Origin of the sequence: Janthinobacterium aestuarii (genome assembly GCF_051380835.1) — a bacterium.
Classification (GTDB): Bacteria; Pseudomonadota; Gammaproteobacteria; order Burkholderiales; family Burkholderiaceae_D; genus Janthinobacterium; species Janthinobacterium aestuarii.
Window position 1 is genome coordinate 401,281 of record NZ_JBNYXU010000002.1, and the last position, 14,942, is coordinate 416,222.

Annotated in this window: 10 protein-coding genes; 8 read left to right on the forward strand and 2 right to left on the reverse strand. The window is 66.4% G+C overall.

The window, feature by feature from the left end; translation table 11 throughout:
* Nucleotides 1–83: 83 nt before the first annotated feature.
* Nucleotides 84–3,434, reverse strand: a complete 3,351-nt coding sequence (locus ACQ4WO_RS07940; RefSeq protein ID WP_436480940.1) for a TIM-barrel domain-containing protein — start codon at nucleotides 3,432–3,434, stop codon at nucleotides 84–86.
* Between the two features lie 347 nt (nucleotides 3,435–3,781).
* Between ACQ4WO_RS07940 and ACQ4WO_RS07945 the strand changes: the two genes are divergently transcribed.
* The 8 genes from ACQ4WO_RS07945 to ACQ4WO_RS07980 all read left to right on the forward strand — a co-directional run bounded on the left by ACQ4WO_RS07945 (nucleotide 3,782) and on the right by ACQ4WO_RS07980 (nucleotide 13,908).
* Nucleotides 3,782–4,930, forward strand: coding sequence for an SIS domain-containing protein (locus ACQ4WO_RS07945; protein WP_436480941.1), 1,149 nt, complete (start codon nucleotides 3,782–3,784; stop codon nucleotides 4,928–4,930).
* Nucleotides 4,917–5,870: an ROK family protein gene (locus ACQ4WO_RS07950; protein WP_436480942.1), complete on the forward strand. Its 954-nt coding sequence runs from the start codon at nucleotides 4,917–4,919 to the stop codon at nucleotides 5,868–5,870. Before ACQ4WO_RS07945 ends, ACQ4WO_RS07950 begins: the two co-directional genes overlap by 14 nt.
* Nucleotides 5,870–7,213 carry a D-tagatose-bisphosphate aldolase, class II, non-catalytic subunit gene (locus tag ACQ4WO_RS07955; protein ID WP_436481179.1) on the forward strand — a complete coding sequence of 448 codons (1,344 nt, stop codon included), beginning with the start codon at nucleotides 5,870–5,872 and terminating at the stop codon, nucleotides 7,211–7,213. Before ACQ4WO_RS07950 ends, ACQ4WO_RS07955 begins: the two co-directional genes overlap by 1 nt.
* 35 nt (nucleotides 7,214–7,248) lie before the next feature.
* Nucleotides 7,249–8,016 (forward strand): DeoR family transcriptional regulator, encoded by a 768-nt coding sequence (locus tag ACQ4WO_RS07960; protein WP_034751280.1) that lies wholly within the window; start codon nucleotides 7,249–7,251, stop codon nucleotides 8,014–8,016.
* Between the two features lie 3 nt (nucleotides 8,017–8,019).
* Entirely contained in the window at nucleotides 8,020–9,114 is a 1,095-nt protein-coding gene (gene nagA / locus ACQ4WO_RS07965; RefSeq protein WP_436480943.1) for an N-acetylglucosamine-6-phosphate deacetylase, read from the forward strand.
* Between the two features lie 51 nt (nucleotides 9,115–9,165).
* Complete coding sequence (locus tag ACQ4WO_RS07970) at nucleotides 9,166–10,953, forward strand: MFS transporter (RefSeq protein WP_436480944.1); 1,788 nt, start codon at nucleotides 9,166–9,168, stop codon at nucleotides 10,951–10,953.
* 211 nt (nucleotides 10,954–11,164) lie between these two features.
* Complete coding sequence (gene bcaP, locus ACQ4WO_RS07975; protein ID WP_139091872.1) at nucleotides 11,165–12,562, forward strand: branched-chain amino acid transporter BcaP; 1,398 nt, start codon at nucleotides 11,165–11,167, stop codon at nucleotides 12,560–12,562.
* A 59-nt stretch (nucleotides 12,563–12,621) separates the two neighbouring features.
* Nucleotides 12,622–13,908 (forward strand): DUF445 domain-containing protein, encoded by a 1,287-nt coding sequence (locus ACQ4WO_RS07980; RefSeq protein WP_436480945.1) that lies wholly within the window; start codon nucleotides 12,622–12,624, stop codon nucleotides 13,906–13,908.
* A gap of 6 nt (nucleotides 13,909–13,914) precedes the next feature.
* Here ACQ4WO_RS07980 and ACQ4WO_RS07985 read toward each other — a convergent pair whose 3' ends face one another.
* A complete protein-coding gene (locus tag ACQ4WO_RS07985; protein ID WP_436480946.1) occupies nucleotides 13,915–14,940 on the reverse strand; it encodes an LLM class oxidoreductase in 1,026 nt (341 codons plus the stop codon).
* Nucleotides 14,941–14,942 lie beyond the last annotated feature (2 nt).

The window sequence follows — 14,942 nt, forward strand, 5'->3', positions numbered from 1 at the left end:
ATAAGTGATTTGTTTTCGTCAGGTTGCAAGAGCCCCTCCCCGGTCCGAAGAGGGGCTCTTTTTTAGTGAAATGATTGAAGTAGTTAGCGCGGCTTGACTGTCGCGCCTTCCGTGCCGGTGAGTACGGCATTGGCCCAGTTGCCGCAGACCTGGGCCGGGTGGGCGCCGCGCGCGCCCAGGGTGCGCAAACTGAGCTGGCTCAGGCCGCGCACGTCGATTTCGGGTTTGACCACCCCGGGAGCCGTGACCAGGCCGCTGTCGTACAGCAGCCGCTCACCGCTCCAGACCTGGAATTGCAAGCCGCCCGCGCCGCGGCAGCTATCGTCCACGCCCAGGTCGGCGCGCAGCAGATTCCAGTTGCCCGCCAGCTGCAAGTCGATACGGCTGGCAGGTCCCACGCCGAGGCCCTTGCGGAACCACAGCCCGTTCATGCGCATCTCGGTCGCCTTGCCGGCCGGCCGGTCTTTCGCAATAGTCTTCGGCAGCGCCAGGTCCGACAGATAACGCTGCACCTCCTCGCCTTCGGCCACGCGGTGTTCGAGCACGCGGAATGCGGACAAGGTGACGGGTGCCACGTCGGTGGCCAGCGCCGCATCGAACGCGCGCGCCACCGGCCCGGCCTGCGCCGCCGTCACCATCGGGTCCAGGGACGCCGCGCCATCGCCTTCCGGATTTTGCGTATTCATGACGCGGAAGCGCAGCAAACGCCCGGCCGTGGCGGGGAAATTGATCGTCTGCGTGCCTTCCTGCAGCTTCAAGGTGCCGCGCACCAGCGGCGCGCCCCACTCGCCATTGTTGTCGCCGATGTAGATTTCATAGTCGCGCACCTGGCCATGTTTCCAGTGCTGGTCGTTGCGCGGCGCCAGTTCGATGCCATCGACCAAACGCCGTTCCGTAAAGCCGATCACCCATTCGTGCGGCCCGCTTTTCACGGACGGGCTGCGCACGGTGCGGAACCACGTCTCCGGCTTGCCATCGAAAGCGTTTTCCAGCGAATAGCCGCTTTCTTCCGCAGGACGCGCCACCACCTGCATGGCGTCGGCAGGCAAGGCGCGGCCCGGCACGGGGGCGGCCGGGAAGTCGGCATCGACTCTGGCCACGGCCAGCGCGCCGGCGACCTGCAGCATCAAAGGCTGGCGGATGTCCTGCGCCGCCACTTTCACGTGCAGGGTGCCTTGCCTGTCCGCCGCGTCGAAGAACCAGCCCTCTGCCGCCTTGTCGTAGGCGGCACGGTCGGCGGATGCCCCGATCAGACGTTCGCCAGCCCGCACGGCGGCCGGTGCCCGGACCGCCAGCATGCGCAGCGCATAGCCGCGGCGCGCTTCCTGGCCCTGGTACCGGCCATCGACGGCGCCGATGTCGACCTGCACGTCGGCGCCCGTCTGGCGCATGCGGATGACTTGCTGGCTGAAGGCGCCGCCCTGGTACTGGCGCGTGCTGCCGTCGTCTTCATACAGGGTGTAGTCGGAATCGCCGTGCGGGTAAATGTCGAGGGTCAGCTGATCCTTCGGCTTCTGGCCGTCGTACAGCATTTCCGGATACATGGGCAGGATGGCGCCGGCGCGCACGAACACGGGCAGTTTATCGAGCGTCACCTGCATGTCCAGGTCGCGCCCTTTCGCGCCGGCCGTGGCCTGCCGGCCATCCCAGTAGTCATACCACGTGCCCTGCGGCAGGTGGATGCCCTTGCGCCAGCCGCCACTGACGGCCTGGCTGCGGTACACGGGCGCCACCAGCACGTCGCGGCCCAGCAGAAACTGGTATTTATACGCTTCCGTGTAGGCGGCCGGGTCTTGCGGGTAATCCCACATCAGACCGCGCACCAGCGGCGCGCCCGATTGTTCCGCTTCGCGCACGAGCGTATACATATACGGCGTGAGGCGCATCTTGAGTTTCAGGTAGCGGCGGTTGATGTCGCGGTACGGTTGCTCGAACCACCACGGGTGCTTGCGCTCGGCCGCGGCCCAGCCGGACATGCCCATCAGGACGGGCGTAAAGCTTTTCCACTGCAAGTCGCGCAGATAAGTTTCCGGGCTGCCGCCGAAGATGGCGTCCACGTCGCCCGATGCATACGCCTGGCCGGACAGGCCCGAGCCGATCAGGGTCGGGATGTGCCAGCGGATGTAATCCCAGCTGGCGCTCTGGTCGCCCGTCCACGCCACGGCGTAGCGCTGGATGCCGGCCCAGCCCATCACCGTCCACAAAAACGGGCGGCTGTCGGAGTTGTTCAGGATGCCGTCGTAGGCGGACTTGTTCGCGTCCATGGCGAACTGGTAGCCCTTGCCCGTCCATGCCACGTCGAGCTTTTGCACGCGGCTGCCGGCCTGGCCCACTTCCCAGGCGATCTTGTCGACGCCGTTTTCCGTCCACAGGCCCGTGCGGAAGCCGTAGCCGGCCAGGCCCTTCACCGTTTCCGGCAAGTTCGTGTAGCCGCAACCATAGCCGTCGTTGGGCAGTATCCAGCCGCCCGGCATGTCGTGTTCGCGGTACTGGCGCGCCACGGTTTCCACCACGTCCGGTGTCTTGCCCGTGGGGCCGTCCGTCCAGTTCTTCGGCACGGAACCGGGCTTTTTCACGTTGTCGCCATCGTTGTAGCAATCGGCGTCGCCGTATTCCAGCGCCCAGCGTGGCAGCATGCGCGCGCGGCCCGTCAAGTCCGTGTAGCGGGCGACGACGTCGCGCAAGTCCTTGCCGACGAAGAAATACGCATCGAAGCGGCCTTCCGCGTGCTGCAGCGAGATCTGCTCCTTGTCGCGCAAGTCGTAATTGCCGTCGGACCAGGTATTGCGCAGCATGCCCCAGCCGCGTGAACTCATGAGAAATGGCGCGGGATTCGGCCGGTCGCCCTCTTCCCAGCCGCCCGAATACGACACGGGCACCTGCTTGCCCTTGAATTCGAAGCGGCCATTTTGCTGGCCGCCGCCAAAGTAACGCTCGCCCGGCAGGCTCGAAAGCACCTGCACGCCCTGCTTGTCGTCGAGCGACAGCGGCTGCGCCTCGCGCCACAGCGGCACCGCATCACCGTTGCGAAAAAGGGTAAAGCGCAGCGGTTTGCGGTCGATGCGCAGGCTCAGGGCTTCTGTACTGATCAGGATATGGTCGGGCTGTTCCTTGATCTGGTACGCCACCTGCGCGGCAGGCTGGCCCACGACGATGGGCGCGGCCTTGTCGCCGGGCCCCGTCAGACCGGCCTTGCCGCCCGCCTGGATGCGCAGCACGTCCACCTGCGGCAGGCTGATGCGCAGTTGCATGCCCGTGTCGCTGCGCACATCCCAGCCCAGCGCCTCGCCCTTGGCCACGTCGGCCGCATGCACGGCACTCAAGCTGGCCAGGTTACCGATAGGCGCGGCCTGCAGGCCAGGTCCGGCCAGAGTGGCAAGGGCAGCGAGGACACAGGCGGCAAGGGCGCGGCGGGGAAGCGGGAGAGGTTTCATCAGGCGGCTTTCAGAAAATCGAGGTGATGGAAATACTTTAAGAAGAAAAATAAATATCGTCAATAAAAAGAAAGTTAAAGCGGCAATTTATTAACAAAATGCCCAGAATCGACGCATTTTTCTTACGTTTCACCAAAATGTCACAAAAAATACTTTCGCTATCGTGGTATTTCAGCGACAGACCGCGCCGCCACTGGCTTTTGCGCTGCACCGCAGCATGCTTCAGCGCCATCAAAACGACATTATTTCGCAAGCTACTCAAATATTTACTTTCGTTTTACTTTCGTATTTGACTTTTCGAAATTTAGTATTTATGCTTTCTCCAACAAACACTTTACTGACCTCTCATGACTACCCTTCTTCAGCGTGACATTCCAACCTGGCGCGACATTGGCGGCCTGCACACGGCCGAGGAAATCGCCCACCAGCCAGCCATCTGGCGCGCGCTGGCCGGCATCTTGTGCAATGAGCAGGCAGCACTGGCCGGCTTCCTCGGCGACGCGCTGTCGAACCCACAACAACGCGTCATCCTGACGGGCGCCGGCAGCTCAGCCTATGTAGGCGAAATCGTCGCCGATACCCTGAACGCGGCCTGGCCCGCGCAGATCCGCGCCATCGCCACCACGACTTTGCTGACGCACCATGAGCTGTACCTGGAAGCGGAGGCGCCCACCCTGCTCGTCTCGTTTGCCCGCAGCGGCGACAGCCCGGAAAGCCTGGCGGCCGTGGAACTGCTGCGCCAGGTCGTGCCCGGCGCGCGCTTCCTGAACATCACCTGCAACGCGGACGGCAAGCTGGCGCGCCAGGGGGCGAACGACAGCAATACCTATAATCTGCTGATGCCGGAAGGCAGCTGCGACCGCGGTTTCGCCATGACCAGCAGTTTCAGCAGCATGCTGCTGGCGGCCCTGTCGGTACTGGGCAAGGATACGGATCTGTCTCGCCTGGACACCCTGGCGCAGCTGGGCGAACACGCCTTGCGCGACTGGTCGGCCCCTGTGGCGGACCTCGGTTCGACACCCGTGCAGCGCGTCGTCTACCTGGGCAGCGGCCCGCTGGAAGCGCTGGCCAAGGAAGCGGCCCTGAAAATCCTGGAATTGACGGGCGGCAGAGTGATGGCGATGGCGAATACGCCGCTGGGTTTCCGCCACGGCCCGAAATCGGCCGTCACCACGGAGTCCCTGGTGATCCTGCTGCGCAGCAGCAAGCCGCTGGCGCGCCAGTATGAAGACGACCTATTGAAAGAGCTGCAGCGCGACAGCGTGGCGCAGCACTGCCTGACGGTGGGCATCGGCGGCGACTTATCTGTCAACTTGGCGGCCGATGCGCCGGCCTGGCCCGACGCCTGGCTGGCCCCACTGTGGCTGCTGATGGCGCAGCAATATGCGCTGCACCAGTCCGCGCTGCTGCAACTGCGCCCCGACAATCCATTCGCCGGCGGCATCGTCAACCGTGTCGTGCAGGGCGTCACCATCTATGGCCATGACCAATTCTAATCACACAGCCGGCTACCACGGCATCGACATCGGCGGCAGCAAGATAGAGCTGGTCGCCTTTGCCGACCGCGATGGCGCGCTGACGGAAGTGTTCCGCGAACGGGTCGCCACGCCGGGCGACGATTTCAACGCCTTCGTGCAAGCCATCACCGGCCTGGTGGAACGCGGCGACGCGGCACTGGGCACGACGGCGCCTGTCGGCATCGGCTTGCCCGGCGTGATCGACAGCGCCAGCGGCCGCCAGCTCAGTTCCAACGTGCCGGCCCTGAACGGCCGCCTCGTGGCGCAAACCCTGCAGCAAGCCTTGCAGCGCCCTGTCGCCATCGGCAACGATTGCCAGTGCTTCGCCCTGTCGGAAGCGCAAGGCGGCGCGGCCGACAACGCCGCCAGCATGTTCGGCGCCATCCTCGGCACGGGCGCGGGCGGCGGCTATTGCGTGGGCGGCCAACTGCTGCGCGGCTTTAACGGCGTGGCCGGCGAATGGGGCCACTGGAGCCTGCCCGCCACCCTGCTGGCGCAACATGGCCTGGCCGGTTACGACTGCCCGTGCGGCAAGGCGGGCTGCCTGGAGCGCTATGTCTCCGGCCCCGCCATGCGCAAACTCCACGCGCACTTCGGCGGCGACGGCGCGGAGCCTCTGGCCATCGTCGCGCGCGCCAACATGGGCGACGCCGCGGCCCAGCGCACGGTGGCCGTGCACCTCGACGTGCTGGGCCACGCGCTGGCCGGCCTCGTGCTGGCCTACGACCCGCACGTCATCGTGCTCGGCGGCGGCCTGTCCAAGCTGCCGCACCTGTACGACAAGCTGCCGGCCGCCGTCAAGCGCCATCTGTTCCCCGGCGTGCACGTGCCGCCGATTCTGCCGCCCCGCTTTGGCGACGCCGGCGGCGCGCGCGGCGCGGCCCTTTTGATACGACAACATACAAAGGCGTCAACATGATGAAGCAAGCGGAAAACCCGACTTTTACCCTGTCCCCGATCCAGCAAGTGATCAAGGCGCACCGCCGCGGCGAGCGCGTGGGACTGTACGCCGTCTGCTGCAGCCATCCGAGCGTGCTGCGCGCCGCCATGCGCGTGGCCAGCGAGTACGACACCGTGCTGCTGGTCGAGGCGACGTCGAACCAGGTCGACCAGTTCGGCGGCTACACGGGCATGACGCCGGCCGTTTTCCGCGACACCATGCTGGCACTGGCCCGCGAACAGGGTTTCCCCGCCAGCCGCCTCGTGCTGGGCGGCGACCATCTGGGCCCGAACGCCTGGCAGCACCTCGATGCGGCCACCGCGATGAACCACGCCGAAACCCTGATCGCCGCATATGCGTCGGCCGGCTTCCATAAGATCCACCTCGATTGCAGCATGCGCTGTGCGGACGATCCCTTGCAGCTCGACGATGAAACCGTGGCCGCCCGTTCGGCGCGCCTGTGCATCGTCGCCGAGGAAGCGGCGGCGGCCGCCGGCTTCGCGCCGCCCGTCTACGTGATCGGCACGGAAGTGCCGGTTCCCGGCGGCGAAGCGTCGCTGGCGCAGGCCGGCGCCGTCACCAGCCCGCAAGCGGCGCGCCGCACCCTGGACGTGCACCGCCGCGCCTTCCTCGACAAGGAATTGCATGGCGCCTGGCGCCGCGTCATCGCCATGGTGGTGCAGCCGGGTGTCGATTTCGACCAGAGCAGCATCCAGCACTACGATGCGGATGCCGCCACCGAGCTGTCGGCCTTTGTCGCCGAGCAGCCGGGCCTCGTGTTCGAAGCCCATTCCACCGACTACCAGCGCGAAACGGCGCTGCACGCCATGGTGCGCGACCATTTCGCCATCCTGAAAGTGGGCCCGGCCGCCACCTTCGCCCTGCGCGAAGCGCTGTTCGCCCTGTGCCAGATCGAGGAAGAACTGCTGCCGGCGCACGCCACCTCGCAGCTGATGCAGGTGCTCGACGGCGTGATGGTGGCCAAGCCGAAGAACTGGATCAAGCATTACCTGGGCACGCCGGACGAGCAGCGCCTGATGCGCCGCTACGGCTTGAGCGACCGTTGCCGCTATTACTGGGGCGAGCCGGAAGTGGCGGCCGCCGTCGCCAAGCTGCTGGCCAACCTGGACACGGTGGCCATTCCGCTGCCGCTCCTGAGCCAGCATTTGCCGGAGCAGTATCTGGCCGTGGTGCAGGGCAGTTTGCCGGCACAGGCGCCGGCCCTGATCGAGCACAAGATCGGCAGCTTGCTGGCGCAATATGCGCGCGCCTGCAACCGCAATGCGGCAGTCCCCGTCATTGCCGAAGCGGCAATCTGTTAAGCTCGGTATTTTCACTTTTTACCGAGCCCGCCACCATGCGAAATACCAGCCAACGCCGTGAATCCATCCTCCAAATGCTTGCCCAGCAGGGCTCGGTGCAAGTGACCGACTTGGTGGAAAAGCTCGGCGTGTCCGCGGTCACCATCCGCAGCGACTTGAATGCGCTGGAAGCGCAAGGCATGGCCACGCGCAGCCACGGGGGCGCGACCCTGACGCGCACGCCGCCGCTTGAACACACGATACGCCAGAAGGACGCCATCAACCACGAGCAGAAGGAGCGCATCGGCGCTTATGCGGCACGGCTGGTGGAACCGGGCGACAACATCATCATCGACTCGGGCACCACGACCATCTCGCTGGCGCGCCATCTGCGCGACGCGACGGGCGTGACGGTGGCGACGAATGGCCTGAACATCGCGTGGGAACTGGCCGACGCGCCCGGCGTGGACCTGATCCTGACGGGCGGCCTGCTGCGCAAGCAGTCGCTGTCGATCCAGGGCAGCCAGGCGGAAACCTGCTTGCAGGCCTACAGCTTCGACAAGCTGTTCCTGGGCGTCGACGGCTTCGACCTGCAGTTTGGCGTGACCACCCACCACGAAGCGGAAGCAAGCCTGAACCACAAGATGGTGGAACGGGCGAAGAAAATCATCGTCCTCACGGACGCCTCGAAGTTCGGCCGCGTCAGCCTGCACCGCATCGTGCAGCTGGACCGGGTCGATACCGTCATCACCGATGCCAGCATCAGCCAGGAGTACCGCGAAGGGCTGCAAAAGCTGGGCATCGAACTTTTTATAGCGGAATAACACATGCTGAGCGGCAGAATCCTTACCCCGTCTGGCTGGATCACGGGCACCATCACCTTTGACCAGCGCATCGTCCAGATACAAGAAGACCCTGCCGCCGACAGCGCGCTGACCATCCTGCCCGGCTTCATCGACCTGCACGTGCACGGCGCGGCCGGCGTCGACATCATGGAAGGCGGGAACGCTGGCGCCACCGTGGCGCAGGTGCACGCGCGCCACGGCACCACGGCCCTCTTGGGGACCACCCTGACGGCGAAAGAACCATCGATTCTGCGCGCCCTGCAAGGCCTGGCCGGCGTCATCGCCGAGCGCCCCGCCAACGGCGCGCGCATGCTGGGCGTGCACCTGGAAGGCCCTTTTTTGAATTTGCACCGCCTGGGCGCGCAGCCGCCCGACGTGGTGCAGGCCAGCCTGGCGCTGGTGCAGCGCTTCCACGCCATCGCCCCCATCAAGGTCTTGACCATGGCGCCGGAAATTCCCGGCCACCTGGAACTGATCCCGCAACTGGCGGCCATGGGCATCCGCGTGCAGATCGGCCACAGCGCCGGCACGTATGACGAAGGCGTGGCGGCGTTGAACGCCGGCGTCTCCGGCTTCACCCACCTGTACAACGGCATGACGGGCATGACCCATTACGACCCGGGCATGGTGGGCGCGGCGCTCGCGCATGCCGACTACGCGGAAATCATCCCCGACCTGCAGCACGTGGCCAAGGGCGCCCTGCGCGCGGCCCTGCGCGCCATCCCGCGCCTGTACGGCGTGACGGACGCCACCTCGGCCACCGGCATGCCCGATGGCGAGTACGGCCTGGGCACGCAGCGCGTCTACAAATGCCTGGGCTGCGTGCGCCTGGCCACGGGTTCGCTGGCCGGCAGCGTGCTGACCATGGACCAGGCCCTGCGCAATTTCGTCGACCTGGGCCTGGACCTGGCCGACGCCTCGAACCGCTTGTCGCTGTACCCGGCCGACTACCTGGGCGTATCCGACCGGGGCCGGTTGGCGCCGGGCGCTTGGGCCGATATCGTCGTCCTCGATTCCACGCTACAGCCAGTGTCCGTCTTCGTCGAAGGCGCGGCCATCGATCTTTCCACCCGCTAGATTCAGTCTCCAGACTCATCCCCTCAACCTCAACCCCGTCCCGGAGTTACCATGCACGACACGTCACACAAGGCCCCCGTGTGGGCCATGCGCTACCTGCTATTTATTGCCGGCATGGGGGGATTGCTGTACGGCATAGACATCGGCATCATCGCCGGCGCCCTGCCCTACCTGGAATCGACGGCCTCCGTGGCCTGGAAACTGACGGCACAGCAACTGAGCTTTATCGTCGCCGCCGTGCTATTGGGATCGGTCCTGTCGTCGCTGTTCGCCGGCGCCCTGGCCGATATCTTGGGCCGGCGCTGGGTGATGTTCCTGGCCGGCGCCCTGTTCAGCGCCAGCATCCCGCTGATCGCGCTGGCCGACGGCTACACGCCGCTGCTGCTGGGCCGCCTGCTGCAAGGCATCAGCGGCGGCTTGATCGGCGTCGTCGTGCCTTTGTACCTGGCTGAATGCCTGCCCGCGCAGCAGCGCGGACGGGGCGCAGCCCTGTTCCAGCTGCTGCTGACCATCGGCCTGGTGGCCGCCGCCCTGATCGGCCTGATGCAGGCGCAGACGGTGGAAACGGCCACGCAGGCCGCGCAAGCGTTGCCGGAAGCGGGCCGCGTCGCCGCCATTTTCACGGCCAAGGACCAGGCCTGGCGCAGCATCTTCTGGGTCTGCTTGACGCCGGGCCTCGTATTTACCATCGGCGCCCTGCTGCTGGCCGAGTCGCCGCGCTGGCTGGCGCAACGGGGCCGCATCGAGCAGGCGCGCCAGTCGCTGCTGCGCACGCGTTTGCCCGCCGCCGCCGACATCGAACTGCGCGAGATGGAAGATACGCCCGAGAATACGGCCAAGGCCAGCGGCAAGGCGAAAGACCCGCTGCTGAGCCGCCGCTACGTGCTGCCCTTCCTGCTCGCATGCCTGATCCTCGCCTGCACGCAGGCGACGGGCATCAATTCCATCCTCGCCTACGTCGTCAATATCCTGAACCAGGCAGGCCTGTCGGGCGCCTCGGCCAACATGGCGGACGTCTTGCTGAAAGTACTCAATGCCGTGATGACGGTGGTGGCGGTGCTGCTGGTGGACCGCAAGGGCCGCAAATTCCTGCTGATGCTGGGCACGGGCGGCATCGTCGTCTCGCTGCTGGCGGCCGGCCTGCTGTTCCGCAGCGCCGAAGCGCATCTGGCCGACGTGCGCCCCGCCATCGCCGCGCAAGTGCAGGCCGATAGCCTGGGCCTGAACCTCGATGCGGCCGCCTTGACGGCCCTGGGCGCGGCGGCCGACGGCACGCCGCAGCAGCTGACCATCGCCTACGCCTACGGCCCGTTCACGAACGTAAAAAGCTTGCGCAGCGACGACCCCGTGCTGCGCCAGGTGACGATCGCCCGCGACGACGCCGTGCAGCCCGACAGCGTGATCGGCGTGTTCTTCCGCAAGCTGCACCTCAATCCCTTCGCCGATCCGGCCGCCGGACGCGAAGCGCCGCTGCGCATCGAGAAGGCCAGCCTGGGCCCAGTACCCTCGTCCACGCACGGCTGGCTGGTGGCGATCGCCATCTGCGTGTTCGTGTCCAGCTTTGCCGTGGGACCGGGCGTGTGCGTGTGGCTGGCCCTGTCCGAACTGATGCCGACGCGCATCCGCTCGAACGGCATGAGCATCGCGCTGCTCGTCAACCAGTTCGTCTCGACCGTGATCGCCGCCATCTTCCTGCCGACCGTGGGCTTGCACGGTTATTCGACCCTGTTCTTCTTTGGCGCCGGCTGCACGGTGCTGTACTTCCTGGCGGCCGCCTTCCTGCTGCCGGAAACCAAGGGCAAGACCTTGGAAGAGATCGAAGCGCACTTTGCCAAGTAAGCCAGAGTAACCAACTGTAGCAGTCTCCTTTCCAGCCCCGGGCCACCATCCGGGGCTGTTTTTTTGCCTGCCGGACAAGTTTGCGGGGCTGGCGCGCACGGCACCGTACGGTTTTCCTTCTGGAATCAAGGGCGCGTGGGCTAGAATCTGGCTGCGTCGTGCTACTCACGAGGCGGCAATGGCGCCATGACAAAAACCACCAGGAGACACAGTGAGCTTATTTAGAACCAAGAATTTGGATGACATGATCGCCCACAGCAAGAAACCGGGAGGTCTGGCGAAAGTGCTGGGGCCCTTCGACCTTGTCCTCATGGGCATAGGCGCCATCGTCGGCACGGGCATTTTCGTGCTGACCGGCACGGGCGCCCTGACGGCCGGGCCCGCCCTGTCGCTGTCGTTTGTCGTGGCGGCCGTCGCCTGCTGCTTCGCCGCCCTGTGCTACGCGGAGTTCGCTTCCACCGTGCCCGTGGCCGGCTCCATCTACACCTACAGCTATGCCACCCTGGGCGAGCTGGCCGCCTGGATGATAGGCTGGGACTTGCTGCTCGAGTACGGCCTGGCCGCGGCCGCCGTCTCCGTCGGCTGGTCCGGCTACTTCCAGTCGCTGCTGTCGGGCTTTGGCATCGCCTTGCCTGTCGCCCTGACGGCCGCACCCGGCGCCCTGCCTGGCGTGACCACCTTCATCAACCTGCCCGCCCTCGTCATCATGCTGCTGCTGACGGCCATGCTGGGCTGGGGCGTGCGCGAATCGGCGCGCCTGAACAACATCATGGTCGCCATCAAGGTGGGCGTGGTGCTGCTGTTCATCATCTTCGGCGCGCGCCACGTGCAGCCCGCCAACTGGCAGCCTTACATGCCGTTCGGCTACCACGGCATGCTGAGCGCCGCCGCCCTCGTCTTCTTCGCCTTCATCGGCTTTGACGCCGTCACCTCGGCCGCCGAGGAAGTCAAGAAGCCGTCGCGCGACCTGCCGATCGGGATCATCGGCTCCTTGGCAGTGTGCGCCGTGCTGTACGTGGTGGTGTCGGCCATCATGACGGGCATCGTGCCGTATCAAAAATTCCTCGGCGTCGACCATCCCGTCTCGCTGGCCCTGCAGTATGCGGGCGAAAACTGGATCGCCGGCTTCGTCGACCTGGGCGCCATCCTCGGCATGACCACCGTGATTCTCGTGATGGCCTTCGGCCAGACGCGCATCATCTTCGCCATGTCGCGCGACGGCTTGCTGCCCAAGCGCCTGTCGACCGTGCACCCGCGCTTCCACACACCGTTCTTCGCCACCTGGCTCGTCGGCATCGTCTTCGGCCTGATCGCCGCCGTGATACCGCTCAACATCCTCGCTGAACTGATCAACATCGGCACCTTGGCCGCCTTCACGATGGTCTCCGTTGCCGTTGTGGTGCTGCGCAAGAAGCGCCCGGACCTGCCGCGCGCCTTCCGCTGCCCTGGCGTGCCGTACGTGCCGGCGCTGGCCGTGATCCTGTGCGTGGGTCTGATGAGCTTCCTGAGCTGGGTCACCTGGATGGCGTTTTCCATCTGGCTCGTGATCGGCCTGGCCATCTACTTCGGCTACGCGCGCCGCCGTTCGCTGCTGCATCCGCAACAGTAATCCCTCCACTGCGCCATCGCAGTAAGATGGCGGTCTCGCAACCCTGCAGACCGCCATCCATGCAACGCTCCCCCGACCTCATCAAACAGCTGGACCACAGCACGGACCAGCTCAAGCGCGCGCGCCTGCGCAGCATGCAGTGGCTGGCCGCCGGCTTGCTGCTGCTGGCCGCGCTGGTCTTCGCCGTGGCCCGCTCGCAACGGGGCGGCCACCCGGCCTGGGGCTATGTGGAGGCGTTCGCCGAAGCGTCCATGGTGGGGGCGATCGCCGACTGGTTCGCCGTCGTGGCCCTGTTCCGCCACCCGCTCGGCATCCCCCTGTGGCATACGGCCATCATCCCGAACAGCAAGGCCGACATCGGGCGCAGCCTGGGCGCCTTCGTGGAAAACCATTTCATTACCGAGCAAGGCATCGCCGAGCGCATCGCGCAAGCCGATCCCGCCGCGCGCCTGGGCGCCTGGCTGGCCGACGAGGACCACGCGCGGCAGCTGGGCATGGCCAGCGCCGGCGTGGCGAAACAGCTGCTGGCCATGGCCGACCACGACAAGCTGGGCCACCTGCTGCGCCAGCAGGCCAGCGGCTACCTCGGTCAATTGAACCTGTCGGACGTGGCGGCCGACTGCATCGATGCGCTGATCGCCGACGGCAAGCCGCAGCAGCTGCTGGACTTCCTGCTCGACCGCGGCGCCGCCTACCTCGACGACGAGGCGCACCACGCGGCCATCGGCGACTTCGTGCTGGGCGCCTTCCAGATCGAGAACGCGCTCGTGAAAAAGGCCGTGAAGGCATACGAGCCGCGCATGATCGCCTCGCTGCAAAAGTTCGCCATCGCCGTACGCCTCGATCCCGATCATCCGCTGCGCCAGCGCATCGCCGGCTGGATCGCCGACAGTGCGCTGCACCTGAAGGCAGATCCGCAGTGGCAGGAGACCGTGCGCCGCTACCAGCTGCAGCTGGTCGCCAGCGACACGGTGCAAGCCATGCTCGGCGACGTGTGGAAGCACATCAGCACGCGCGTGCTGGCCGACCTGCACGCGGACCAGCCCGTGCTGGCGCAAGCGATCGCCAGCCTGGCGCGCAACACGGGCCGGGTGCTGGGCACGGACGAGCATGCGCGGGCATGGCTGAACGGCGCCATCGTCGCCGGCAGCGGGTCGCTGGTGCGCCGCTACCGTGGCGAAGTGGGCGCCTTTATCGCCGCCCGCCTCGACTTATGGAGCAAGGAAGAAATGAGCGAGCGCATCGAACTGGCCATCGGGCGCGACCTGCAATTCATCCGCATCAACGGCACCGTCGTGGGCGGCCTGGCCGGCTTGCTCATTTACGCCGCCAGCCAGGCGTTCTAGCCATACTTACCAGCGCGGCACGGCGCTGGCCGGCGCCGCATGCGACGGAAAATGCGGCAGCACTTCCTGCGCCAGTTCCTGCAGCACCTCGGCGGCCGGACGCCGGCCATGCTGGATGCCCAGTGCCGCATGGTTGACACCCGCTTCCTGCCATTCCCCCAGCAGATCGATCAAGCCCTTGCGCCCCGTGCGCAGCACATAGCCGCTGCGCACGGGCGTGCGCGGATAGTCGGGGTCGTCCACCAGGTCCAGCCACTCATTGCACATGTGCGGGCGAAAGCCGCCGTCCGGGATGCACTGGCGCCAGGCGCGGATCTTTTCCGCTAGCCGGCGCGGCCCGTCCGGCGTACCGGTCGCTTCCGGATACGTCAGCCAGCCATCGGCATGCCGCCCTATCCATGCCAAAGGCTGGCCCGAGGAACTGGTGACGATCAGGGGAATCGCGCCCGCCACGGGCTTGGGCAGCAGTTCGAGGCCATCGAGCTTACCCAGCGGGCTGCTGACATGCGCGGGGCCAGGGCGCAGCAACTGGCGAAACAGGTGCACGGCCTGCGCATAGCGTTCGCCGCGCGTATCGTACGGCACGCCATACGCGGGAAATTCGCTGGCGCGGTCGCCCGAGGCCGTGCCCAGCACCAGGCGCCCGCCCGACAGCTGGTCGATGCTGGCGGCCGCCTTGGCCAGGTCGATGGGATGGCGCAGGGTGAAAATGGCGCTGCCCGTGGCCAGGGCCAGCGAGTCCGTGCGCGCCGCCAGGTAGGCGAGATAGGTCCACGGGTCGAACAGCTGGCCCGCATCGCCGAAGCGCGGGTCGAACAGGGGAATATCGCGCACCCAGGCGGCGGCGAAGCCTTGCCTGTCCATGGCGGCGACCAGGTCGGCCTGGCCGGCCAGCGCCTGCATGTCGCCCTGGTAAAAACGCAGCGGCAGGTAAATGCCGAGGGTAAGCGCGCCGGGCGCGAACATGCGGCGGTAGCCGCGGTGCTGCGTGAAGGCCTGCGACGAGGCGCCTTCCGTGATGTCATTGCTCATGC